Raw genomic sequence first — 21698 nt, forward strand, 5'->3', positions numbered from 1 at the left:
GTTCATGCTCAATCTGCCCTTGACGTCGAATCTGAATCGCCGATTGCCGCGCCCTTGCACCTCGTGCCTTCGCACGAGAACGGGCACCAGCAACTTGTTGATCTGGTGTGGCTTTGCCTCAGAACTCCGGATGACGAACGCGCCGGCGGAATGACGCGGACTTCGGGTCCAGGACACTGGCGCATGCGTGCCATTGCGCTTTGAACGACGCCGCTGTCATATCTGCATCTGCTTTGCGGGGTTGGGAGAGACATGCTGCAACTGCAATCGGCTGCTGGCGTCGTGGCCTTGCTCGCGATCGCGTGGATGCTCGGCGAAAACCGCCGCGCGGTCTCGCTGAGGCAGGCGGCCATCGGCCTTGCCGTGACGTTCGTCACTGCGCTTGCGCTGATCAAGCTGTCGTTTGTCGCCCACGCTTTCGGCGCCATCAACGACGCCGTCGGCGCCATCGCCGCGGCCTCGCGCGCCGGCACCTCCTTCGTGTTCGGCTATCTCGGCGGCGGCGCCCTGCCCTTCGACCTGAAGACCCCGGGCGCAGACTTCATCCTCGCCTTCCAAGCGTTGCCGATCGTACTGGTCATGAGCGTGCTGACCACGCTGTTGTTCTACTGGCGGGTGCTGCCGCCGGTCGTGCGCGGCATGGCCTTCGTGCTCGAGCGCACGCTCGGCGTCGGCGGTGCGGTGGGCCTGTCCACCGCCGCCAACATCTTTCTCGGCATGGTGGAGGCGCCGCTGTTCGTGCGGCCGTATCTGGCGCAGATGACGCGCAGCGAATTGTTCCTGGTCATGACCGGCGGCATGGCCGGGATCGCCGGCACCGTGCTCGTGCTCTATGCGACGCTGCTTGCTCCCCTGATTCCCGACGCGGCCGCGCATTTCGTGATCGCCTCCGTGCTGGGCGCGCCCGCCGCGATCCTGGTCAGCCTGATCATGGTGCCCGAGACATCGGACCGCCGCACCGGCGGTGCGTTGGGTGATCCCGACGCGCACGCGACCAGCACCATGGATGCCATCGTCAAGGGCACATCGAGCGGGCTTGAACTGCTGCTCAACATCGTCGCCATGCTGCTCGTGCTGGTTGCGCTGGTCCATCTCGCCAACGCCATCCTCGGCGTGCTGCCCGACATCGGCGGCGCAAAAATCTCACTGCAGCGGATGCTCGGGCTCGTGATGGCGCCGGTGTGCTGGCTGATGGGCCTGCCGTGGCCGGAAGCCGTCACGGCGGGCAGCCTGATGGGCACCAAGACGGTGCTCAACGAGCTGATCGCCTATGTCGAGCTGTCGAAACTGGGCACGGATGCGCTCGACCCGCGCTCGCGGCTGATCATGCTCTATGCGATGTGCGGCTTCGCCAATTTCGGCAGCCTCGGCATCATGATCGGCGGGCTCGGCACCATGGCGCCCGAGCGGCGCGACGATATCAACGCGCTCGGCGTGAAATCGATCGTGTCGGGCACCATCACGACCTGCCTGATGGGCGCGATCGTCGGCGTCCTGACATGACGCCCCTGCCGACCGCCCGCTTCAATCGCGTCCTGAAACGACCTTCGCCGTTTTGAGTCCGGCCTGCGGCGCGATCCGCGCCACCACATAGGCCGAGCCCTCGGGGGTGAGATGCGCATGATCCCAGGATACCGGGATGCCGTCTGCGATCGTGAGCGGACATTGCCGCGCCGGGCAGACTGCATCGACCACCGATATGTAGGCGAAGCCGTCGGCATTGGGCAGCGCCGCGGCCATCATGCGGTCGAGCGCGAAGATGTCGGCAAGCACCAAGTCGTCAGGCTTCGCGTCGATGCCGCGGCGCTCGGCCCGGGCCAGCATCGACGGCAGCCGCGCCCGATACTGCACGGCAGGCCCCAACAGCACGACGCGGATACCCATCGCGCGCAGCCGCGCGATGGTCGACCTGAGGTCGGCGATCATGGCGTCGAACCGCGGCGGGCGCGCATATTCGAGCCAGTCCGCGGACAGGATCACCAGATCCGGCCTGATGTCGCTGAAGAACGCCGCCATCCGCGCCGCGAACACACCGCAGGCGGCGATCGCCTGAGCGGCGGTGCTGAGCGTCGGCATGCAGGCCGGCTGCGTCGCCTGCAGGATCTGCAGCGCGTTCGGGTCGATCGCCTCGAACCCGTTGCGATAATGCGCGGCCAGGCTGTCGCCCCACAGGAGCAGGTTCAGCTTGCCGGCGGCAGGCACGAGGCAGTCACCATCAAAGCGGCTGTCGACTGATGCGAAGCATTGGCCGTAGCGGTAGAGCGCCTTGTAGTCGTAGGCGTTATAGGCATCGAGCCGCGCGGCGGCGCGGTCGCTGTCCGACGGCGTGCGGCTCAGCATGAATCCGCCAAGGCTTCCTGCGAGCAGCGCCATGCTGGCGAACAAGGCGGTGCTGAACGCGGCGCGCCGCGTCGGCGCCAAGGTTCGGTCGCGGAAGGGTTGCTCGACGAAGCGCCATGACAGGTAGGAAATCACGACCGTGAGCGCGAACAGCGCGGTCTTCTCGGTGATGTCGAGCGTCAGGCTCGGCTTGGCAAAGCGCGCGAAGGTGAACAGCGGCCAGTGCCAGAGATAGAGCGAATAGGAAATCTGGCCGCAGAAGCGCAGCAGGCTGAGGAACGACAGCGGATGACGGGTGCGGTTCGGAATGCCGTAGCCGCACCAGATAAACAGCGCCGCACCGAGGCACGGCCATAGCGCGCGGGCGCCGGGAAAATCCGGGCCCTGCTGGTAGGTGAAGACGGGAACGAGGATCATCATCACCGCAATGCCGCGGATCGCATGCTGCAGCGGCCGATTCTGCGGCACTTTCGGGAATCCCTCGACCGCGATCGCGCTGCCGACCAGGAATTCCCACGCCCGCGGCGGACTCAGGAAGAAGGCGTTCTCGGCGCGCCCGTTCGCGATCAGCCAGATGCTCAGCCCGAGCGAGGCGCCGCCGAGCACGGCGAGCGCCACCGGCAGCGCCAGGCGGCCGCCGCGCGCAAGCCGCATCACCGCCCACAGGATCGGCGGCAGCGCGAGATAGAACTGCTCCTCGACCGCGAGCGACCAGGTGTGCAGCAGCGGCTTTTCCACCGCGGCGTGGTCGAAATAGCCGGCCTGCAGGTAGAAGAAGATGTTCGAGGTGAAAGTCACCGCGGCCGCCGCGGAGCGGAAGAATTCCAGCCGCTCCGACAGCAGCAGGAAATGCATCGCCGGCAGCGCCGAGAACGCGATCATCACATAGAGCGCCGGCAACAGGCGGCGGATGCGGCGCTCGTAGAAGCGGGCAAAGGAGAAGCTGTCCTCGCGCATCTCGGCCTGGATGATGCCGGTGATCAGGAAGCCGGAAATGACGAAGAAGACGTCGACGCCGATGAAGCCGCCGAAAATCCGCGGCGCCTCGAAATGAAAACCGATCACGGAGAGCACGGCGAGCGCGCGCAACGCGTCGATGTCCTCGCGATAGGCCCTGGTCATGTCAAACAAAAAACCGACAAGCGAAATCCTGGCGACAGTCACTCACGCCTTAGCGTGCGGAATGCGGGAAGAAAAGGCCGCAAGACGCCGGTGCATGGCCCGGCCGGTTCAGCCGACGGGCCCCGTCACGCCGTCAGCTCCACCGTGTCGAAATCGGCCGGCAGGATGATTTCCAGGAGTTCGACGTTGTCGGAATAGTCGAGGATCATGTGCCGAATGCGCGGCGGCTGGGTCCAGGCGCTGCCCTCGCGCATCATGGTCTCGCCCTCGCCTTCCATGTAGGTCTTCACCCAGCCCTTCAACACGTAGACCATCTGGAAGTCGACGTCGTGGAAGTGCAGCTTGGAAACCTCCTGCGGATTGCACGGACCGAGCAGGCGGATCACATGGGCCTGCGCCAGCCCGCCCGTGGCACCCTTGATGCCGAGGTCGCGGTATTGCGCGTAGGCGCGCAGGCCGTCGGCCTTGAAATCCTCCTCGCGGTGATGGCTGATTGCGACGCGCTGTTTCTTCCGCGCGGGCCTGGCGGCCGGCACCGCCGCTCTGGCGCGGCGAACGATCTTCTTGCGCGCGGTTGACTTGGCCGCCGTGGATTTGGCCGCTGTGGATTTGGCTGCCGTCTTGCGTGCCGCCGATTTCCTTTGCGCCGGCCTTCGTGCCGCCGCGCGCGATACGGGCTTGCGCTTCTGCTTCCTGCTCGCCATCGGCGTTCTCCCTTTCGATACCTGCGAAAGGTTAGCACAGAGAGCGCTTCGTAGGGTGGGTTAGGCGAAGCCGTAACCCACCGCCACGTGGCGACGAAGATGGTGGGTTACGCTACGCTAACCCACCCTACAAATCTGGCCTGTCTCAGTGCAGGCGGAACACGCCGTCGACCGCGCGCAGCTCCGCCGGCTTGATCAGGCGCGAATGCGCCACCGTCACGGAGTAGAGCGGGCCATCGAGCTTTTTCTGCCAAAACGCGAGGAAATCCTGCAACGCCGGAAATTTCGGAAACAGGTCGTAGTTCTGCCAGACATAGGTTTGCAGCAACGACGGGTGATCCGGCATCCGATAAAGAATCTGCGCCGTCGTCAGCCCGTAACCCAGCACCTGCTTCCGAAAGTCGTCGGAAACAACCCTCGAGACCATGCCAACCTCCTTTGCAGGAGCGCATATTCAAGGGGAGGCCGTTGGCATGATGCGGAAAAGCAGAGACCGTTTTTCCGAACCCGCTTCATGCCGAGTTAGCCGAGCCACCCGGTTCGAGATGCGCTCACATGAGAGAAATGTGACGCACGCAACCAACGCATCTCAAGCCCAAAGGGTTAATGAATTGTTGAAAATTGTTGCTTTGGCAGCAGCTTACCGCAGCTGCTAATACGCCCTCCGCGCTCCCGGACCATCGTTAATGATCTCGGGCGAAATTGCCGGCCAGCCTCCGGGGCAGCGGCAAATTTTCTGCTAGAAGCCTCTTGCTCATCACAAAGCTGTGGCCTATTTCCAGCCAGTCAGGCTGGCACTCGCTGGCCATGACTGCTAGCATCCAAAAATCCACAATATTCGTAAGAGCTTAGGAGGACTGCATGAAATTCCGTCCGCTTCACGACCGCGTCGTGGTCAAGCGCATCGACGCCGAAGAGAAGACCGCAGGCGGCATCATCATTCCCGACACGGCCAAGGAAAAGCCCTCCCAGGGCGAAGTCGTCGCTGTCGGCCCCGGCGGCCGTGACGAGAGCGGGAAGCTGATCCCGATCGATCTTCAGGTGGGCGACCGCGTGCTGTTCGGCAAGTGGTCCGGCACCGAGGTCAAGATCGACGGCCAAGAGCTGCTGATCATGAAGGAGAGCGACATCATGGGCGTTCTCACCGACACCGCCGCCAAGAAGAAGGCCGCCTGATTCCACGCCGCACACGCTCAGCCCTTAAGGAGCGCCGCGTACCCGAGCAGGCCAAGCGGAAGCGAGGCCGTCGCGAACGGTGCAAAACAAAGGCGTCACCGACAGGGTGAGATCAGTTCAACTCAGGGAAACCCAATATGTCAGCTAAAGATGTGAAATTCGGCGTCGACGCCCGCGACCGCATGCTGCGCGGTGTCGACATTCTCAACAACGCCGTGAGGGTCACGCTCGGCCCGAAGGGCCGCAACGTGGTGCTCGACAAGTCGTTCGGCGCTCCCCGCATCACCAAGGACGGCGTCACCGTCGCCAAGGAAATCGAGCTCGAGGACAAGTTCGAGAACATGGGCGCGCAGATGGTGCGCGAAGTCGCCTCCAAGTCGGCTGACGCGGCCGGCGACGGCACCACCACCGCGACCGTGCTTGCGGCCGCGATCGTGCGCGAAGGCGCCAAGGCGGTTGCCGCCGGCATGAACCCGATGGACCTCAAGCGCGGCATCGACCTCGCGGTCGAGGCTGTGGTTGCGGACCTCGTCAAGAACTCCAAGAAGGTCACCTCCAACGAGGAGATCGCCCAGGTCGGCACCATTTCGGCCAACGGCGATGCCGAGATCGGCAAGTTCCTCGCCGACGCCATGAAGAAGGTCGGCAACGAGGGCGTCATCACGGTCGAGGAAGCCAAGTCGCTGGAGACCGAGCTCGACGTCGTCGAGGGCATGCAGTTCGACCGCGGCTACATCTCGCCCTACTTCGTCACCAACGCCGACAAGATGCGCGTTGAGATGGACGATCCCTACATCCTGATCAACGAGAAGAAGCTGTCCTCGCTGAATGAGCTGCTGCCGCTGCTGGAAGCCGTCGTGCAGACCGGCAAGCCGCTGCTCATCGTCGCCGAGGACGTCGAGGGCGAAGCGCTCGCCACCCTCGTCGTCAACCGCCTGCGCGGCGGGCTGAAGGTCGCGGCCGTCAAGGCTCCGGGCTTCGGCGATCGCCGCAAGGCCATGCTGCAGGACATCGCGATCCTGACCGGCGGCCAGGCGATCTCGGAAGATCTCGGCATCAAGCTCGAGAACGTCACGCTCAACATGCTGGGCCGCGCCAAGAAGGTGATGATCGACAAGGAGAACACCACCATCGTCAACGGCGGCGGCAAGAAGGCCGACATCGAGGCGCGCGTACAGCAGATCAAGGCGCAGATCGAGGAGACTACCTCGGACTACGACCGTGAGAAGCTGCAGGAGCGTCTGGCCAAGCTCGCCGGCGGCGTCGCGGTGATCCGCGTCGGCGGCGCGACCGAGGTCGAGGTGAAGGAGCGCAAGGATCGCGTTGATGACGCGATGCACGCGACCCGCGCCGCGGTCGAGGAAGGCATCCTGCCGGGCGGCGGCGTCGCCCTGCTGCGAGCCTCCGAGCACCTCAAGGGCCTGCGCCCGAAGAACGAGGACCAGAAGACCGGCATCGAGATCGTCCGCAAGGCGCTCTCCTGGCCGGCTCGCCAGATCGCGATCAACGCGGGCGAGGACGGCTCGGTCGTCGTCGGAAAGATCCTGGAGAAGGATCAGTACGGCTACGGCTTCGACAGCCAGACCGGCGACTACGTCAACCTGGTCTCCAAGGGCATCATCGACCCGACCAAGGTGGTGCGCACCGCGATCCAGAACGCCTCCTCCGTGGCCGGCCTTCTGATCACGACCGAAGCCATGGTCGCCGAGCTGCCGAAGAAGCAGTCGGCCGGCCCCGCGATGCCTCCGGGCGGCGGCATGGGCGGCATGGACTTCTAAGGTCCCGCGTCGTCCCGGACGCGATGCAGCGCTTGAGCGGTGCATCGCTGATCCGGGACCGCGATCCGCACGAAACGCGAAGGGCGCGGTGCAAGCCGCGCCCTTTTGCTTGTGGCCTGTGTTTGTGGCCTGTTTGGCGCGGGAATGCACGCGCTAGTGGTCCGATTCTAACATTCGCATCCCGTTGCAGCAGGCTCTTTTGCGAATGTTAGAATCAAAGGACCACTACCAAGTTATTGTTTCTAGTGGAGCTTTGGATTTGACGTTCGCGTAAGGGAATCGCGGCAAATGGGAAGCGAACGTCAAATCCGCTCCACTAGCCCGGCTACCTCTCAATCCGCCGTTATCTGAAACCGCAAGCCGTCGCTGTTGACAAAGAAAAGCGGATCCAATCGGTCGGAGCCGAACGCCGCGGCGGTCAGCGGTCCGCCAAAACAGGCTCCGGTGTCGAGATTGATGCGATTGGACCGCACCTCTGGCGCACGTGTTGCCGTCGGCGTGTGGCCATGCACCACCAAAGCCCCGTGCCAAAGCCCCGAAGACAGGAACGGCTCGCGTATCCACAGCATGTCGTGTTCGGATTGAGCCGCGAGCACAATGCCGGGCCTCACGCCGGCATGGACGAAGAATCGATCGTTCTCGTGCAAGCAATAAGGAAGCGATCTTATCCATGCGAGGTGGTCCGGCGGCAGGTCGGAAGGGTCATCTATGCCGTAGGCATCGAGCGTCGCCTCCCCGCCATTGGCCCACCACTGCATTAGCTCGGCGTCGGAACGCCCGGGGTTCGCGGCAATCGAAAGCATGCTGTCGTGATTTCCCAGCAAGCACCGAAACCGCGGCTTGCCGGCGGCCTGCGCACGCATCAGGTAGGCGATCACCTCATTGGATGCAGGCCCCCTGTCCACGTAGTCGCCCAGCAACACGAACTCGTGCTCGATGCGGCCGGCGTTTCCACTGCAGAGGTCGAGCAGCGATCTCAGCTCCTCGAAACAGCCATGGATATCCCCTATCGCGAAAACAAGACGCTTTGCCATGTCGTCCTTCCAGATCAAACTTCTAGCTGGCAATCGATTCGCCAATTCGCCAGGCAAAATAAATGTTTGAAAAATTCCATAACGTGTAAATTTCTCGGGCCCTCGTTTGAATATAGAAGATTGGGAATCGAGATATTGGTTGAACGATGCGATTGCGAATTCATCGGGGAACGCGGGAGATCGGCGGTACATGCGTCGAGGTCGAGAGCAGCGGGGCGCGAATATTGCTGGATCTGGGCTTGCCTCTGGATGCGCCGGACCTTGCGAGAGCCAGCCTCCCGGAGATTGACGGTCTCGAAGCGCCGTCGGCAAGCCTCCTCGCCATCATTGTCTCGCATGGGCACCGGGATCATTGGGGTCTCATTCCAAAGGTCCAGGCCACGATTCCGCTGGCCATGGGAGCGGCGACGGAAGCCATCATGGCCGCGGCGTCCCGTTTCGTGCCCGGCGGCGTAGCGCTGAACGCTGCCTATCACCTCGTATCCGGCAAGCCGATGTCGATCGGTCCATTCAAGATCATACCGCATCTCGTGGACCATTCGGGTTTTGACGCCTATGCGCTCGAAATCGAAGCCGGCGGGAAGCGGCTATTCTATTCCGGCGATCTTCGGGCGCACGGGAGAAAAGGCAGCCTGTTCGAACGGCTGGTGCGCAATCCCCCAGAAAACATCGACATCATGCTGATGGAGGGATCAAGTCTTGGAAGGCTTGCAAATGACCAGCGATTTCCCAGCGAGACCGATCTTGAGGAAGGGTTTCTCAGGCGGTTCGAGGAAACGAGCGGGATCGCCCTGGTCGCCTGTTCAGCGCAAAACATTGACAGGGTGGTGACGATCTATCGCGCCGCGAAACGCGCTGGCCGCACGTTGCTTGTGGACGCCTATGCAGCCGAGGTGCTGTCCGCGACGGGATACGCAACCATACCCAAGCCGGAACATGGCTGGCCCAACGTCGCGGTCTACATTCCGCAGTCGCAAAGGGTCCAGCTCGTCAAGAACGGCATCGCGCCGCTGGTCGACAAGTACCGGGATTTCCGCCTCTGGCCCGAACAACTAAGGGACAAGGCTGGCCGGCTAGTCATGCTGTTTCGCGGTTGGATGATGCAAGACCTCGATCGTGCTGACGCACTGGCGGGAGCGCGCGTGATCTGGTCGCAGTGGGATGGATATCTGGCTGATGGAGCCGGAGCAAGGCTGCGAGCGGATTGCGAAAGGCGCGGAATTCCCTTTGAAACCCTTCATACCTCGGGCCACGCAAGCGTTCCGGACTTGAAGCGCCTCGCATCGGCTATTCGACCCTGTCGCCTCATTCCGATCCATACCTTCGGAAGGAACCAATTTCCCTCGCTATTTGACAACGTGACGCTCGCCGAGGATGGCGAGTGGATTGACGTCTGAAAATGAAAGTGACCGATGACATCTCCGAACGATCAGCTCGAAAGACTCCTTGAGAACGCCAAGCGCATCCAGAGCAACGAATTCGCCGACGTCATGAAAGACCATGACGAGCTGGTCAGACACTACAGCTTTCGTCTCAGGCCGTCCGTCGGCTCCATAAGCCTCGTTAGTTGCGCCAACAGCACGCCCCAACTAGGCTTTTCCAACATCACGAGCGCGTCGACCTTGCGTAACAAGCTCGACGCGCTGAAGGACGGACGCAGCAAGCTGGAACCTCCCAGCCGGGACACACCTGAAAAATCCGTTCAATCGTGGCTGATCCTGCAGGCAATGGAAAACGACGGGCACGTCAAATCAATCGAGCATGCCCTGGACGACGATCATTCGTACCGGTTCGTGTCGGACGAGATCGCGCTTAGCGTACCAAATGCGATTGGGCTCAGCGAGAAACCCAAACGAGTAGTAGCCGACCTGCTGCTGGTTCGCGTGGATGGCAACGGTGAAAGCGAACTCGTCAACGTTGAATTGAAATCCGAGCGCACCAGCGAGACGCATGGGCAAATCAAGGAATTCTGGCCATTCATGGGGCCCGATCACCTTGCGCTCTGGCGCAAATTTGCGGAGACGATGCTCCGCGGCAAGGAGCTGCGCTGGAAGGAAGCGAGCCAACCGAGAGGCCTGGTGATATGGCCGGCCAGGCCGGAGGGAGCCGCGCCGCTGAAGAGCACCGTTCGCTTGATAAGCGAGCACAAAGATCTGGGCATCGACACGATCGGCTATTTTGGTCCCGAATACGGATTTCGGTCGGAGCATTCCTCCCCGTAAGGTTCGGCGCAGGCCCTCGACCGAAAGCCGCACCGCCATCCGCTACGCCGCCGCGCCGAGGCCGGCCGCGATCGGCAAGCGAACCGTCACGCGGAGCCCGGACCGGGCCGCGCCGCTCATGTTCTCCAGCGCGATCGAGCCGCCCAGCCGGTCCAGAACGCGCGTCACGATCGACAGGCCAAGACCGCTCCCCTCTGCTTCCGAACGGGAGCCGCGGAAAAACGGCTCGAAGACCTTGTCGATGTCGCCGGGTGCGATGCCGGGCCCGCTATCCTCGATCTGCACGATGGCCGCCTCGCCCTCGCGATAGACCCCGATATCGACGCTTGCGCCCGACGGCGTGAAGCGGAGCGCATTGTCGAGCAGGTTGCGGATCACCATCGCGAGCATCACGGGTTCAGCCCGCACCGTCAGCGGCTCGGCCAACTCGAATCCGAGATCGATGCCGCGATCGGTCGCCTGCGGCAACAGGTCGGCCACCACTTCCTTCACGGCGCGGTCGAGCGCCGTCGGCGGCATATCGGCGGTGTCGAGGGCGGTCGCCTCCTGCCGCGCCAGGACAAGGAGCTGCTCCAGCAGATGCTTGGCGCGCTGTATGCCTTTCTTGAGCGCCGCAAGACGTTCCCGGGCAGGCGCCGGAAGTTCGACCGGGTCGAGATTCTCCGCCTGCAGGCTGAGCGCGGTGATCGGCGTGCGCAGCTCATGCGCCGCGTCGGCGACGAAACGCCGCTGCTGGTCGATCATCGACCGCATGCGCGCGAGCAGCCCGTTGATGGAGGCGATGAACGGATGCAGCTCGCTCGGCATTTTCGCAAGCGGCAGCGGGGTCAGGTCATCGGCGCGCCTGGCGTCGAGATCGGAGGCCAGCCGCACGATCGGGCGCAGCGAATAGGCGATGACCAACGCGGTCACCAGCAGCAGACACGGAATCAGCGCCGCGATCGGCAGCAGCGTGCGAAAGGCCACGTCGCGTGCGGTCTCGTCGCGCGCGGCGGTCGGCTGCGCCACGGCGTAGCGGCTGCCGTCAGGGCGCGTCCGCACGAGCACGCGGATCGGCTGTCCCTTGCGGGTTGCGACCTGCAGGCCGTCTTGCAGGCCGAACAGGCGACGGTCGTCGGTGGAGCCGCGCGGCGTGCTTCCCAGTTCGATGACCCAGACCTCGGTGTCCTCCTCGACACCCTGAAGCGGCTGTCCGCCGGCGAAACCGCCATTCTGGGCGAGGCTCGCAAGCTGCATCAGGACGGAGTCCTGGAGCTCCATCGCCTCCTCGAAGGCCCACAGATAGGCGAACAGGCCGCCGATCGCGCCGGTCGCGATGATGATCGCGGTCAGCCCGGCGAACAGCCGCCCGCGCAAGGACTTGATCATGACGGGCGGTCCACCATCCAGCCGACGCCGCGAACGTTGCGGATCGCCGTGCCGCCAATCTTCTTGCGGATCGTGTGGATCAGAAATTCGACGGAGTTGCTCTCGACCTCTTCATTCCAGCCGTAGATCTGTCGTTCGAGCTCACTGCGCGAGAGGATCGTGCCTGGCCGCGCCAGCAGCGCCTGCAGCAGCGCGAACTCGCGCGCCGTGAGCCGCGACGTCTGGTCGAGGAACGATGCCTCGCGCGTCGCCGGATCGAGCGTGAGCTTTCCATTGGTCAGCAGCGTCGAGGAGCCGCTGCCCTCGCGGCGCAGCACGGCACGCATCCGTGCCAGCAGCTCGCGAATCTCGAATGGCTTGATCAGGTAGTCATCCGCACCGAGATCAAGGCCCTCGATGCGGTCATCGACGCCGTCGCGAGCGGTCACGATGATGACGGGCAGCCTGCGGCCGAGCGCACGCAGCCGGCGAAGCACGTCGCGGCCGTCGGCCTTCGGCAGGCCGAGATCGAGCAGGGCCAGCTCATAGGACTCGCTCGTCGCTGCGTCGACGGCGGTCTCGCCGTCCGTCACCCAGTCCACCGCATAGGCAGCATCCTTCAGCGCCTGTTCGACGGCGGCACCGATCATCGTGTCGTCCTCGATCAACAGAACGCGCATTTGTCTTCAAGCCTGTCCGACAGATGGAACCGGTGATGATGCAGTCTTGGCTAGCTGACTTAGCGCAGACTTAGGAAGCTGTCGCGCCCCCCTGCACGTCCCGTCGAAGCGCCATGCGCCACCTCCGGCACCGTTCTAAGGGCCGCCTAAGTCCGGATCGGCATGGTCGCTTCCGAAAGGCCATTCGTTGCAGGGAGACGCAGGTGTTCAGAAACTGGGAACTACGCTCGATGCTGAACAAGGTACCGGAAGTCACGCTGATCTTCTGGACCATCAAGATCCTCTCGACCACGGTCGGCGAAACCGGCGCCGACTATCTTGCCGTGCACGCCGGCCTCGGCGCAAACTGGACCATGGCGTGCATGGCCGCGCTGCTGGTCGTGGCGCTGATCCTGCAGCTTCGCTCCAGCCGCTACGTTCCCTGGATCTACTGGCTGACCGTCGTTCTCGTCAGCATCGTCGGCACCCAGATCACCGATTTCCTGACCGACAAGCTCGAGGTCAGCCTTTACGTAAGCACGGCCGCCTTCGCCTGCGCGCTCGCCGCCACTTTCGCGCTCTGGTACGCCGTCGAGCGAACGCTCTCGATCCGAACCATCGTGACCACGCGGCGCGAGCTGTTCTACTGGGCCGCGATCCTGTTCACTTTTGCGCTCGGCACGGCCGCCGGTGACCTCGCCACCGAGGCACTCGGTCTCGGCTTCCAGCTCGGGGTCGCCGTCTTTGCCGTGCTGATCGCCTTCATTGCCGTATTCTACCAGCTCGGCACCAACCCTGTTCTCTCCTTCTGGCTGGCCTACATCCTCACCCGGCCGCTCGGCGCCTCGCTCGGCGACCTCCTGTCGCAATCGCGGAACTACGGCGGGGTCGGGCTCGGCACGGTCCATACCAGCCTCGTCTTCCTCACCGTGATCATCGTCCTCGTCGTCTGGGTGACGTTCGAGGGCGAGCGCATGGACGAAGCCCGCCCCGCGGAGTGAATTCCCACTTTCACCTTTTTAACGAGAAGCCCGGGCGATCGCGCGCGGGCAGACAGCAAGGAGACTATGCCCATGAAACGAGTGATCTTCGCAGCCGCTCTGGGTGCGCTGACGATGACAAGCGGACCCGGCACGCAAGCGGACGGGGGCTTCCGGTTCCTGCCGCGCGCCGAAGCGGCGACATCGAAGCTCGGCGACCTCTCGCCGTTCCGCGCCATCGTCATCGACGTCTCCGGCCTGATCGACAAGGGCGATCTCACTAGTGCCAAGAACCGCATCAAGGACCTGGAAACCCAGTGGGACGACGCAGAAGCTGCCCTGAAGCCGCGCGCAGCCGCCGACTGGCACACCGTCGACAAGGCGATCGATCGCGCCCTCGACGCCTTGCGGGCGAGCACCCCGGATGCCGCGAAGTGCAAGCAGGCCGTCGCCGAGCTGCTCTCGATCATGGACTCGGTCGGAAAATCCTGAGCGCCAGCCGATCCGAACAAGACGGTCACGCTTTGCCAAGATGCGTGGCCGCATCCGCAGTGGAGAAAAGTGCAATGCATCAACTATACCAACCGCCGACCACCACCGAAGCCCTTCGCAAGGTGCCTGAAGTCACATTGGGATTCTGGATCATCAAGATCCTTGCAACGACGCTCGGCGAGACCGGCGGCGACGCCGTCACGATGTCGATGAACCTGGGTTACCTGGTTGGAACGGCAATCTTCGCGGTGATCTTCGCCGCCGCAGTGTCAGGGCAGATGGCGGCCAAGCGCTTCCATCCGCTCCTCTATTGGTCCGTGATCGTGGCGACCACCACGGTCGGCACCACGCTCGCCGATTTCGTCGATCGTTCGCTCGGGATCGGCTATCTCGGCGGCAGTTCCCTGCTCGCGGCGCTGCTGCTCGCCTCACTGGCGATCTGGTACTACGCCACGGGAACGATTTCAGTGGACTCGATCCAGTCGAAAAGAGCCGAGACGTTCTACTGGGTCACCATCATGTTTTCGCAGACGCTCGGCACCGCGCTTGGCGACTGGATGGCCGATTCCACCGGGCTCGGATATCGCGGCGGCGCGCTGGTGTTTGCTGCCGCGCTTGCGATCATCGCGGCCCTTTATCTCTGGACCAGCGTTTCCCGCACCGCGCTGTTCTGGGCGGCATTCGTCTTCACCCGGCCGCTCGGGGCAACAGTCGGCGATTTCCTGGACAAGCCGATCGACCATGGCGGCCTGGCGCTCAGCCGCTATACGGCTTCCGCAACGCTGGTTGTGATCATGGTGCTCTTGATCCTGCTGTTGCCGCAACGCGCGGAGCCGCAGCCGGCGTGATCGGACTGATCTCCCCGATAACGCAAATCCGAGACGCCCCGGCAGCGATGCCGGGGTTTTGGTCGCTTCATCTACGTGTTGGGCTCGAACAGCGTCACGTCTCCCGTCCAAGCCATCGCGCGATGGCCGCTTTCTGCTCCCTCGAGACCTCGCGCGCGGCTTCGGCGATCAGTGCCGCAAGCGTCGTCTTCTCGAGCTCGGCGAGCCACACCTTCTCCGCGGCCCACATCGCCCGCGCGATGCCGCAGGCGCGCCTGTAGCAGGCGCGCGGCTGGCCGCTCAGTCCGCGCTGGCGTATCTCCTGACAACGGAAGCTCGGCCGCGATCCCTCGATCGCAATCATCACGTCGCGCAGCGTGACCTCCGATGCCGGCCGCGCCAGCCGGTAACCGCCCGAACGCCCCCGCGTCGCCGCCAGAAGCCCCGCATTCGACAGCGCCTGCAGGTGCTTGGCGAGATAGTCCCGCGGAAGGTCGAAGAATTCCGCAAGCTGCGTCGTGGTCAGCGCCTGATCGGCGTCAAGGCCCGCAAGCATGGTGCAGCTATGCACCGCCCACTCGACCCCCTCCGATAGCTGCATGTTGACCATCTCCTATCTACGGATAAAATATATCCGTAATTGGATGGTCCTGCAACGGAGTTGGTCATGTCGTCGCGTCTCGAACTGAAGAAGGTCACCCCTAACGGCTACAAGGCTTTCGGCCCGCTTTACGAATATGTCGCGTCCTGCGGGCTCGACCGCGCATTGGTCGATCTGATGTTCCTGCGCGTGTCGCAGATCAATGGCTGCGCCTACTGTGTCGACCTGCACTGGCGCGACCTGTCCAAGGCCGGCGCCGACCCGCGCAAGCTCAACAGCCTGATCACCTGGCAGGAGGCGCCGTTCTTCAGCGCGCGCGAACGGGCCGCGCTGATCTGGGCCGAAAGCCTGACCCGGGTCGCCGACACCGGCGTTCCGGACGGCGATTATGCGGCAGTGAAGGCCGAATTTTCCGAAAAGGAGGTCGCCGATCTCACCATCGTCATTTCGCTGATGAACGCCATGAACCGGATCGGCGTCTCGACGCGGCTGGCGCCGGCGGCGACGGTAGCGGCGTGATAGCAGACACCGGAAGTGCAAAGTCTCGGCGGCGGTGCCGGGGTTTTAGAGAATGAAGGGCCGCCCGTGGGCGGCCCTTCGGTTGTCATCACCGAGCGCCTCAATCCTTGAACGGATCGAACTCGTTGGCGCCCGCCATCACCACGGCAAAGGGGCGCAGGCTGTGCACCACCTTGACCGAGCCGGCATGCGCGGCAAGCACCTCCGGCAGCCGGCGGTAGGCCATCGGGCTCTCGTCGAGATCGGCGCCGATGAGGCTGACGCCGCGCGACTGCAACCAGGCGTCCATCTCGGCGCGGGTGAACCTGCGCTTGGCCTCCTTGCGTCCGAACAGCCGCCCGGCGCCGTGGATTGTCGAGTAGAGCGACGCTTTCGCCTCCTCCGACTCGACGCCCTCGATGATCACGGCGTCGTCGCCCATCGAGCCGCCGACGAAACCACGCTGGCCCGGAAAGGCCGGCGTCGCGCCCTTGCGCACCACCCACAGGTCCCTGCCGCCGTGGGTCTCGCGCCAGGCGTAGTTGTGGTGGTTGTGCACCGTCTCGGTCACCGTACCGCCGATGATCTTGCGCACGCGCTCGATCACCCACTCGCGACCGGCATAGGCATAGCGACCGGCGAGCTGCATGGCGGCGATGTAGCGCCGCCCGATCTCGCTGTCCTCGTCGATGACGGCGGGCGGCACGTTCATGCCGTCCTTGCCACCAGCGGCCTTGAGGTAGCGGGTCGCGCTGGTGTGCCCGAGGCCGCGGCTGCCAAAATGCACGCCGATCCAGACGAAGCCGCTCTCGTCGCGCATCAGGTCGACATAGTGGTTACCGGAACCGACCGTGCCGAGCTGGGCGACCGCCTTACGCCGGTACGCGCCCATGTCGGACTCGCGCCAGGCATCGTCATCGTCGAACAGCTCGTGATCGACGCGCTCGTCGTTGACGCGCCCGATGCCGAACGAGATCACCCTGTGGATGTCGCGGATGATCGCCCCGATCCGGTTCTCCAGATCGCCGAACCGCGTATCAAGCCGCGCCGCCATGTTGCCGCAGCCGATGTCGAAGCCGACGCCGGAGATGCTGATCTGCTTCTCATAGGCGATCACGCCGCCGACCGGCTGCGCATAGCCGAGATGGCCATCGGCGCAGATCACGCCGCCCACGACGTTTCCGACCGCCATGCAGGTCTTCATCTGCGCGAGCGTCGCTTCCTCGTGCTGACCGAACACCTTCAGCAGGCTGTCCTTGTATTGCGGCGCCTGCGGCGCAATCGCGACATCGGCCGCGATGGCCTGCGCCTCGCGAGCGAGGTGCTCCTTGCGCGCCGCGTCGCGGAACGTGCACCACAGCGGCATCGGACGCTGGCCCGGCCGGTCGATTTTCGCATCGGGATCGAGACCGGCCTCAATTGCCAGCTCCCTCGCCCGCTCTCGATAGGGATCGGATCGCATCGGACCCTCCTCTCCTTCACTCATCAATATTGAGCATCCCCATGGACGCTCCGGAACTCGGCGCCGCTCAACGCAATTGAGCACGCCGAACAGGCATGCAGGCAGAGATGTGTGTCGGGATGCGATTAGCCGCTGACGGGCTGCTTCTCGGGTTTTCTCTCTGCCAGGCAGAGGGAAACCCGCTGCCCTGTCACGCTTGTAGGCTGAGCCCTATGGGCCGCGCGTTCGTTGCCGAGACCAGCAGCACGCGCGCGGAAATGCGACCATGCCGGTTCAGCGGCAAGGCTGCTTCCTTGTGCGGGCGTGAATACGAATACAGCATCGGTCTCTCGCAAGCGGATATCCGCAGGGCAGTGTCCATACACCACTTCCGCGCGTTTTAAAAGCGAAAGCTGCTGAACGACCTTGTTCGGCGCGGCGCCGTTGCAACGAACCGTCGCATGAAGGGCCGCCCACGGGCGGCCCTTCTGCGTGGGTCGGCGCAAAGTGCAGTCTGCAAACGGGGCTCAGCGGCGGCCATACATGACGTCCGTCCGCAAAACGTATTTCCGTCCCGCGGTGACGGGATCGCCGCGATGGATGATCGGATGCTGGAACAATAGCGCCATCCCCCGGCCGACCCTGCTGGAACGATCGAATCCCGACACACTTGTAACTCTCACCGGTCGATCCAGGCGACTAGCCTTCTCGCGAGCCCAAGCCGTGCGCGGTGCGACACAGGAGAGACACATGGACAGGAACAAGACGGAAGACACGCAGAACCACAAGGGACGTCCCGGAATGAACACGCCTCCGATCGTGTCGGCCAGCGCGTGGGAGGCTGCGCGCCAGCAGATGCTCGTAAAGGAGAAATCCTTTACGCGCGCGCGAGATGCGCTCGCCGCCGAGCGTCGGCGGATGCCGTGGATGGCGGTGGAAAAGACCTATGCGTTCGAGGGACCGCAGGGCAAGGCGAGCCTGCTCGACCTGTTCGAAGGCCGTCGCCAGCTCGTCATCTATCGCGCCTTCTTCGAGCCCGGCGTGTTCGGCTGGCCCGAGCACGCCTGCCGCGGCTGCTCGCTGGGCGCCGATCAGGTTGCCCACCTCTCCCATCTCAACGCGCGCGACACCACGCTGGCCTATGCCTCTCGGGCGCCGCAGGCGGACATCGCGCGCCTGAAGGCGCGGATGGGCTGGGATATGCCCTGGTACACCATCACCGACAGCTTCGATGCGGATTTCGGCGTGGACGAATGGCACGGCCACAACGCGTTCATCCGCGACGGCGACAAGGTGTTCCGCACCTACTTCATCAATAGCCGCGGCGACGAGGCGATGGGGACCACTTGGAGCTACCTCGACATGACGGCGCTCGGGCGCCAGGAGATCTGGGAGGACTCGCCGCAAGGCTACCCTCAGACTCCAACATACAAGTGGTGGAACTGGCACGACAATTACGGCGCCGAGACGTCGCCCAATCAGAAGTGGGTCGAGGTGTCAGATGCCGGAGAAGCCGCCTTCCGAAAGGACTCGAAGCCGCAGTAGCAAGGCAGAGACGAGACGGGCGCCGCCCCTCAAAGCGGCGCCCGCTGCGGCTGCGCGCAAAATCGAATTTTTCCAACGATCTCAAGCTGATTTGGGTCGTCCAGTCCTCGCGCAAAAAATATTGCGCTTGATGCGTCGGGCAAATCAGTGGCTTTCCTCGGCACATCCCGTGCCTGCCGAGAGGGGCGCTTCGCGATCGTCACGAGTGTTGGGCGCGGGACGCGATGGACGTAGCGCGCGCACGAGACGAATGCGCAGGCTGCGTACGGCGAAGTCGTGTGGTCCTGATGTCCCGACGCTGGCATCAAGCTCGCGAACATCTTGCGAGCGACGGTGGCAAGAAAGCCCGGTCACCGGGGAGAGCACGAAGGAAACCGTTCAAACCATCGCGCAGGGAATGCCGGATGTTTCGGTGTACCTGTGGTGACTAACTCGTGTGCTTTTGCTTTACGCACGCGAGGCTGCGGGTGCATCGCGCACCCGGCATTCCCTGCGCCCTCTTTTTCTGGGGGTATCGTGCATGACCCGGACGCATCCGCGCCGCGGGAATGCTGGTTTGTATCCTCTAGCTGGTCATGCCCCGCCAACGGGTCGGCGCACAGCGCCGCCCGATGACAGGCTCCAGCGGGGCATCCAGTATTCCGAAGCCGTCGCATGAACAACAACCGTCTCTGGAATACTGGATCGCCCGGTCGGGCCGGCGATGACGTCGAATGGCGGGCTGTTTGAAATTCGAATACGAATACGTCGGCGCCGCCGCCCTCGCCTCACATCAGGAGCCCGCGCCCGCCGGCCTGATACTGCCGCTTGGTGATCTCGAAGATCACGTGGCGCTGCTGGTCGCCGGTCAGCGCGCGCGTGAACAGGCCCGCGCGCTTGATGCCGCCGATCTTGGCCATCGCGCCCTGCGAGCGCAGGTTCTTCTCGCCGACCCAGAACACGACAGTATCGACGAAGGTGAAGGCGTGGTCGAGCATCAGCCGCTTGACCTCGCGATTGGCGCCGCCGCCCCAGTGGTCGCGCGCCAGGAACGTCCATCCGATCTCGATCTCGCTCAGCATCGGCTCGTAGCCATGGTAGCGGCTGGAGCCGATCAGCTGGCCGGTCGCGCGGTCGACGAACACAAAACCCATCTTCGAATGGACCGCGCCATCGAAAAACTTCCTGAATTCGGCTTCCTTGTAGCGATCGGAGGCCGGGTGCAACTCCCAGATTCCGGGATCGGAAGCGACGGCGAACAAATCCCGCCAGTCGTCGCGGGTGATCGGCCGGATGGTGATGGTGGGTCCGCTGAGTGTCGGCTGGAAATCGGGTTCTGCCATGGTGCCTACCCCTTGGAGAGCTCCTGGAAACAGTCACGCACCCAGTCGATCACGATCCGGGCGGCGACGTCGCGCTTCAGATGGTTTTGCACCAGAAGCCACACGTCGCGCCGGCGCGCCAGCGGCGTTGCCTCGAGCCTGCGGTCGGCGAGCAGATCGGTACAGTAATAGTCCGGCAGCACGCCGAGCGCCTGGTGGCTTCTGATCAGCGCCTTGATAACGCGGATGTTGTCGCTGATGAAGCGTGCGCGCTCAAAAAATCCACGCGCCTTGAGGAACTGGGTCTCCGGGATCGGGCCGAGTTCGTCCGGATAGGCGCAGACCACGGAATCCGCCTCGCTCCGCGCCTTCGGCTCGAACAAATAGAGGCTGAACTCGCCGAGCTTGGCGATGGTGAAATCGCCCTTGTCCGGCTTGCGCAGCCGGATCGCGAAATCGGCCTGCCAGCGCGAGAACTTCACGTTCTCGCTCGAGGTGAGGAATTGCAGGGTCAGCCCCGGATGGTCGGCCAGCAGCCGTCCTGCGCGCGGCGCCAGGATTTCCTCCGCGACGCCGTTGGTGGCGGCGATGCGGAACCGGCCCGACGGGCCGGCCACGCCCTGCCCGACCCGGCCGATCTCGGCGACGTGGTTCGACATCGCCTGCACATGGGCCAGCACCGCCTCGCATTGCCGCGTCGGCTTGCGCAGGCCATCGGCGGCCTCGAACAGGCGCAGGCCCAGCGCGCGCTCGATCCGCGCCAGCCTGCGGCCGACCGTGGTCTCGTCGATGCGCAGCCGAGCGCCGGCGCCGGCATAGGTGCCCTCGTCCCTGACCGCGGCGATGATGCGCAGATCGTCCCAGTTCATGATCTTGAGGCTAGCACGGCGCTGCGGCCGCCTGCAATATTGCAGCTCATGGCTGCAGTATTCCTGCATTTGGGCAGCCGGCCGATCCATTACCCTCGCCCGTGACAACGGAGAAAACCATGCTGCAGCTCTATTTCTTCCCGATGGCCTGCTCGCTCGCCAGCCGCATCGCGCTGATGGAGGCCGGCATCGAGGCGCGCTATCACCTGATGCATCTCTGGGAAAAGAAGGTGGTCGAGGACGGCAGTGATTTCTTCGCCATCTCGGCGAAGGGCGCGGTGCCTGTGCTGGTGCTGGAGAACGGCGAGCGGCTCACCGAGAGCGCCGCGGTGCTGCAATATATCGCCGACCGCAGGCCCGAGCTTGGGCTGGCGCCGCCGCCCGGCAGCGCGGAGCGCTACCGGTTGCAGGAGTGGCTCAGCTTCGTCGGCGCCGAGATCCACAAGGGGTTCCTCTATCCGGTATTCTGGTACAAGGACGAGGCGGCGGTCGCACCGGCGCGCGCACGTATCGGCAAGAGCGTGTCGGTCGTGGCCGACCACCTGGCGAGCCGGCCCTATCTCGTCGGCGACCGCTTCACGGTGGCGGACGCCTCCCTCACCTGGTCGCTCCTGCTGTTCCACCGCGCCGGCGTCGATCTCGCGCAATGGCCGGCGCTGACGAGCTACCTCGCGCGCATGAAGGAGCGGCCGCAGGTCAAGGCCGCGATCGAGACCGAGGCAAAGCTGCTCAAGGCGATGAAGGCGTGACGCGGAAAAGACG

General features: G+C 64.1%; 21 protein-coding genes. 11 read left to right on the top strand and 10 right to left on the bottom strand.

All coding sequences use genetic code 11. The annotated features are described in order from the left end of the window. The first annotated feature begins 252 nt into the window (after positions 1-252). Positions 253-1503: a NupC/NupG family nucleoside CNT transporter gene (locus tag QOU61_RS25205; RefSeq protein WP_289653900.1), complete on the top strand. Its 1251-nt coding sequence runs from the start codon at positions 253-255 to the stop codon at positions 1501-1503. A 21-nt stretch (positions 1504-1524) separates the two neighbouring features. On the opposite strand, the gene QOU61_RS25210 is transcribed toward QOU61_RS25205, so the two are convergent. The 3 genes from QOU61_RS25210 to QOU61_RS25220 form a co-directional block, all read right to left on the bottom strand. Then, a complete protein-coding gene (locus QOU61_RS25210) occupies positions 1525-3462 on the bottom strand; it encodes an acyltransferase family protein (RefSeq protein ID WP_289653901.1) in 1938 nt (645 codons plus the stop codon). A gap of 125 nt (positions 3463-3587) precedes the next feature. Next, complete coding sequence (locus tag QOU61_RS25215; protein ID WP_289653902.1) at positions 3588-4166, bottom strand: cupin domain-containing protein; 579 nt, start codon at positions 4164-4166, stop codon at positions 3588-3590. 145 nt (positions 4167-4311) lie between these two features. Next, on the bottom strand, positions 4312-4593 hold the full coding sequence (locus tag QOU61_RS25220; protein WP_289653903.1) for an usg protein: 282 nt from the start codon (positions 4591-4593) through the stop codon (positions 4312-4314). 434 nt (positions 4594-5027) lie between these two features. Between QOU61_RS25220 and QOU61_RS25225 the strand changes: the two genes are divergently transcribed. Further along, positions 5028-5342 (top strand): co-chaperone GroES, encoded by a 315-nt coding sequence (locus tag QOU61_RS25225; RefSeq protein ID WP_289653904.1) that lies wholly within the window; start codon positions 5028-5030, stop codon positions 5340-5342. Between the two features lie 137 nt (positions 5343-5479). Then, entirely contained in the window at positions 5480-7120 is a 1641-nt protein-coding gene (gene groL / locus QOU61_RS25230; protein ID WP_289653905.1) for a chaperonin GroEL, read from the top strand. A gap of 332 nt (positions 7121-7452) precedes the next feature. On the opposite strand, the gene QOU61_RS25235 is transcribed toward groL, so the two are convergent. After that, complete coding sequence (locus tag QOU61_RS25235) at positions 7453-8154, bottom strand: metallophosphoesterase family protein (RefSeq protein ID WP_289653906.1); 702 nt, start codon at positions 8152-8154, stop codon at positions 7453-7455. A 224-nt stretch (positions 8155-8378) separates the two neighbouring features. Here QOU61_RS25235 and QOU61_RS25240 point away from each other — a divergent pair, with 224 nt between their 5' ends. Both QOU61_RS25240 and QOU61_RS25245 read left to right on the top strand, forming a co-directional pair. Then, positions 8379-9551: an MBL fold metallo-hydrolase gene (locus QOU61_RS25240; protein ID WP_354142469.1), complete on the top strand. Its 1173-nt coding sequence runs from the start codon at positions 8379-8381 to the stop codon at positions 9549-9551. A gap of 15 nt (positions 9552-9566) precedes the next feature. Further along, complete coding sequence (locus QOU61_RS25245) at positions 9567-10376, top strand: hypothetical protein (protein WP_289653908.1); 810 nt, start codon at positions 9567-9569, stop codon at positions 10374-10376. Between the two features lie 42 nt (positions 10377-10418). On the opposite strand, the gene QOU61_RS25250 is transcribed toward QOU61_RS25245, so the two are convergent. Both QOU61_RS25250 and QOU61_RS25255 read right to left on the bottom strand, forming a co-directional pair. Next, positions 10419-11744, bottom strand: coding sequence for an ATP-binding protein (locus QOU61_RS25250; RefSeq protein ID WP_289653909.1), 1326 nt, complete (start codon positions 11742-11744; stop codon positions 10419-10421). Further along, on the bottom strand, positions 11741-12403 hold the full coding sequence (locus tag QOU61_RS25255; RefSeq protein WP_289653910.1) for a response regulator: 663 nt from the start codon (positions 12401-12403) through the stop codon (positions 11741-11743). The genes QOU61_RS25250 and QOU61_RS25255 overlap by 4 nt, the downstream gene beginning before the upstream one ends. 230 nt (positions 12404-12633) lie before the next feature. Between QOU61_RS25255 and QOU61_RS25260 the strand changes: the two genes are divergently transcribed. From QOU61_RS25260 to QOU61_RS25270, 3 genes are all read left to right on the top strand, one after another. Continuing rightward, a complete protein-coding gene (locus tag QOU61_RS25260) occupies positions 12634-13383 on the top strand; it encodes a COG4705 family protein (protein ID WP_289653911.1) in 750 nt (249 codons plus the stop codon). Positions 13384-13455: 72 nt separating this feature from the next. Then, the gene (locus QOU61_RS25265) at positions 13456-13854 is read left to right on the top strand and encodes a hypothetical protein (protein ID WP_502876820.1); all 399 of its coding nucleotides are present in this window, start codon (positions 13456-13458) and stop codon (positions 13852-13854) included. A 74-nt stretch (positions 13855-13928) separates the two neighbouring features. Continuing rightward, complete coding sequence (locus tag QOU61_RS25270) at positions 13929-14702, top strand: COG4705 family protein (RefSeq protein WP_289653912.1); 774 nt, start codon at positions 13929-13931, stop codon at positions 14700-14702. Between the two features lie 94 nt (positions 14703-14796). On the opposite strand, the gene QOU61_RS25275 is transcribed toward QOU61_RS25270, so the two are convergent. Beyond that, positions 14797-15282 carry an RrF2 family transcriptional regulator gene (locus QOU61_RS25275; protein ID WP_289653913.1) on the bottom strand — a complete coding sequence of 162 codons (486 nt, stop codon included), beginning with the start codon at positions 15280-15282 and terminating at the stop codon, positions 14797-14799. 66 nt (positions 15283-15348) lie between these two features. On the opposite strand from QOU61_RS25275, the gene QOU61_RS25280 reads away from it, so the two are divergent. After that, positions 15349-15801 (top strand): carboxymuconolactone decarboxylase family protein, encoded by a 453-nt coding sequence (locus QOU61_RS25280; RefSeq protein WP_289653914.1) that lies wholly within the window; start codon positions 15349-15351, stop codon positions 15799-15801. Between the two features lie 100 nt (positions 15802-15901). On the opposite strand, the gene QOU61_RS25285 is transcribed toward QOU61_RS25280, so the two are convergent. Then, a complete protein-coding gene (locus tag QOU61_RS25285; protein ID WP_289653916.1) occupies positions 15902-17242 on the bottom strand; it encodes an RtcB family protein in 1341 nt (446 codons plus the stop codon). 729 nt (positions 17243-17971) lie between these two features. Between QOU61_RS25285 and QOU61_RS25290 the strand changes: the two genes are divergently transcribed. Then, entirely contained in the window at positions 17972-18766 is a 795-nt protein-coding gene (locus tag QOU61_RS25290) for a DUF899 domain-containing protein (protein WP_289653917.1), read from the top strand. 767 nt (positions 18767-19533) lie between these two features. On the opposite strand, the gene QOU61_RS25295 is transcribed toward QOU61_RS25290, so the two are convergent. Then, complete coding sequence (locus QOU61_RS25295) at positions 19534-20088, bottom strand: GNAT family N-acetyltransferase (RefSeq protein WP_289653918.1); 555 nt, start codon at positions 20086-20088, stop codon at positions 19534-19536. 5 nt (positions 20089-20093) lie between these two features. Then, a complete protein-coding gene (locus QOU61_RS25300) occupies positions 20094-20936 on the bottom strand; it encodes a LysR family transcriptional regulator (RefSeq protein WP_289661740.1) in 843 nt (280 codons plus the stop codon). Between the two features lie 119 nt (positions 20937-21055). On the opposite strand from QOU61_RS25300, the gene QOU61_RS25305 reads away from it, so the two are divergent. Next, entirely contained in the window at positions 21056-21685 is a 630-nt protein-coding gene (locus tag QOU61_RS25305) for a glutathione binding-like protein (protein ID WP_289653919.1), read from the top strand. Positions 21686-21698 lie beyond the last annotated feature (13 nt).

Source organism: Bradyrhizobium sp. NP1 (assembly GCF_030378205.1).
Classification (GTDB): Bacteria; Pseudomonadota; Alphaproteobacteria; order Rhizobiales; family Xanthobacteraceae; genus Bradyrhizobium.